Raw genomic sequence first — 3,121 nt, forward strand, 5'->3', positions numbered from 1 at the left:
GACTACTGGGCCCGGACCGGGCTGGTCGTGCCGTCGATCCGTGGTGCGGCGGGATCGGGCAGCCAGCGGCTGTACTCGTTCAAGGACATCCTTGTCCTCAAGATCGTGAAGCGGCTGCTGGACGCGGGCATCTCTTTACAGAACATCCGGATCGCCGTCGATCACCTGCGCAGTCGTGGCGTGGGCGATCTGGCCGGGATCACCCTGTTCTCCGACGGCACCTCAGTGTACGAGTGCACCTCACCCGAGGAAGTAGTCGATTTACTGCAGGGCGGCCAGGGAGTCTTCGGGATCGCCGTCGGTGGCGCCATGCGTGAGCTGACCGGCGCGATCGCGGACTTCCCGGCAGAACGAGCCACCGCCATTACCGACCGCCCCGAAGACGAGCTCTCTTTTCGACGCAAGGTGAGGGAGAACCGGAAAACCGGTTAGTCGTGCCGACCGGCCGTCTCGTCTCCACTCGGCCGCGTTTGCCGCCCGGCCCCGCACCTGAGTCCGGCCCGAAGGCGCGGAGAGGCGCGACAGTGATCAGCACTACACCCCCGGCGGGCCCCTGGTGGCGCGACCGGGGGTTCGCTGCATCTAGAATCGGTGGTGCGTCGCCGCCGTGCGGGAGAGTCCTCGGTTCGTGAGAATCGGGGCGCCGAAGGAGCAGCACCTCCCCGTCAATCTCTCAGGCAACAGGGACCGCACGGTGATTCGACGCCTCTGGAAAGCGGTGGCATCCGGCTGCCCGCCCACGGGGAAAGGGGCACGGTCTTCCCGTTTCGGGGGCCGGGTTTCCGAATCTCTCAGGCGCACAGACAGAGGGGGAGGGCTGGTACCCGTCGACCATGAGGTCGACCCGCCCGACCTGGAGCTGCCGTGACCCGTTCGTTCGCCGACCGCCACATCGGACCCGATTCCGGCGAACTCGCCCGGATCCTCGCGACCATCGGCGTCGAGTCCCTCGACGCGCTCGCGACCACGGCGTTGCCCGCCACGATCCTCGACGAGTCCGGCCTCGGCGCGTTGCCCGCGCCCGCCTCCGAGCACGAGGTGCTCGAGGAACTGGCCACGCTGGCGCAGGCGAACACCGTCGCCACCTCGATGATCGGTCTGGGCTACTACGACACCCTCACCCCGCCGGTGCTGGTGCGCAATCTGCTCGAAAACCCCGCCTGGTACACCGCCTACACCCCGTACCAGCCCGAGATCAGCCAGGGCAGGCTCGAGGCGCTGCTCAACTTCCAGACCATGGTGTCGGATCTGACCGGCATGGACGTCGCCAATGCTTCCATGCTCGACGAGGCCACCGCCGCGGCCGAGGCGATGACGCTGCTGCGCCGCGCGGGCAAGTCCAAGTCGAACCGGCTGCTGATCGACGCCGATCTGTTCCCGCAGACCAAGACCATCATCGGCACCAGGGCCGAGCCGCTCGGCATCGAGATCATCGAGGCCGACCTGTCGACCGGGGAGCTGCCGGAGGGCGAGTTCTTCGGCGTGATCGTGCAGACCCCGGGCGCCTCGGGCCACATCGTCGACTGGACCTCGCTGTTCGCCGCCGCCCACGAGCGCGGCGCACTGGTCGCCGCCGGCGCCGATCTGCTCGCGATGACGTTGAGCACCCCGCCCGGTGAACAGGGTGCCGACGTGTGCTTCGGTACCACCCAGCGCTTCGGCGTGCCGATGGGCTTCGGCGGCCCGCATGCCGGTTACCTCGCCGTGCGCACCGCCTTCGCCCGTCAGTTGCCCGGTCGCCTGGTCGGCGTGTCCGTCGACGCCGACGGCGCGCCCGCCTACCGTCTGGCGCTGCAGACCCGTGAGCAGCACATCCGCCGCGAGAAGGCCACCTCGAACATCTGTACCGCCCAGGTGCTGCTGGCCATCGTCGCCGCGATGTACGCGAGCTACCACGGTGCCAACGGCCTGCGCGCCATCGCGCGCCGGGTGCACCAGCACGCCGCTGCCGTCGCGACCGGCCTCGGTGGGGCCGTGGTGCACAGTGCCTTCTTCGACACCGTGCTCGCCCACGTGCCCGGCGGCGCGGAAGCGGTTGTCGCCAAGGCGAAGTCGAAGGGCATCAACCTGCGCCTGGTCGACGCCGACCACGTCGCCATCGCCTGCGACGAGGCCACCACCGACGCGCATGTCGCGGCCGTCGTCGAATCCTTCGGCACCGCACTGACTCCCGACGCGGGCGCGGGCGCCGAGCCCGCCGCGATCGAGACCCGCACCTCGGACTACCTGACCCACCCGGCGTTCACCCGCCACCACACCGAGACCGCCATGTTGCGCTATTTGCGCGCGCTCTCGGACAAGGACATCGCCTTGGACCGCAGCATGATTCCGCTCGGTTCGTGCACGATGAAGCTCAACGCGACCGCGGAGATGGAGCCCATCACCTGGCCCGGCTTCGCCCGCCTGCACCCCTTCGCACCCACCGAGGACACCCCCGGCATCCGCACACTGATCGCCGACCTCGAGCGGTGGCTGGCCGAGATCACCGGCTACGACGCGGTGAGCCTGCAGCCCAATGCCGGCAGTCAGGGCGAGTACGCGGGCTTGCTCGCGATCCGCCGCTACCACCTCGATCGCGGTGACGACCACCGCGACACCTGCCTCATCCCGTCCAGCGCGCACGGGACCAACGCCGCCTCGGCGGCCATGGTCGGCATGCGCGTCGAGGTGGTCAAGTGCCGTGCGAACGGTGACGTCGACCTCGACGACCTGCGTGCCAAGATCGCCGACCACGCCGACCGGCTGGCCTGCATCATGATCACCTACCCGTCCACCCACGGCGTCTACGAGCACGAAGTCGCCGAGTTGTGCGCGCTCGTGCACGATGCCGGCGGCCAGGTGTACGTCGACGGCGCGAACCTCAATGCCCTTGTCGGCCTTGCCCGTCCGGGCCGGTTCGGCGGCGACGTGAGCCACCTGAACCTGCACAAGACCTTCTGCATCCCGCACGGCGGCGGCGGCCCCGGCGTCGGCCCGGTCGCGGTGGGTGCGCACCTGGCGCAGTACCTGCCGGGTGACCCGCTCGAAGCCGGTTCGCACGCGGTGTCGGCGGCGAACTACGGTTCCGCGTCGATCCTGCCGATCACCTGGGCCTACATCCGGATGATGGGCGCCGAGGGCC

The 3,121-nt window shown here is 69.4% G+C and carries 2 protein-coding genes and 1 riboswitch; both genes read left to right on the top strand.

What is annotated here, in order from left to right; genetic code table 11:
* The coding region (locus ACFWF3_RS30000) for a MerR family transcriptional regulator (protein WP_379317000.1) at positions 1-432 on the top strand (432 nt) is incomplete at its 5' end.
* Between the two features lie 168 nt (positions 433-600).
* Positions 601-700, top strand: a riboswitch (glycine riboswitch).
* Positions 701-864: 164 nt separating this feature from the next.
* Positions 865-3,121 (top strand): aminomethyl-transferring glycine dehydrogenase (gene gcvP / locus ACFWF3_RS30005; protein WP_379317002.1); only part of this gene is annotated, 2,257 nt, incomplete at its 3' end.

Source organism: Nocardia sp. NPDC060220, from assembly GCF_042727815.1.
Classification (GTDB): domain Bacteria; phylum Actinomycetota; class Actinomycetes; order Mycobacteriales; family Mycobacteriaceae; genus Nocardia.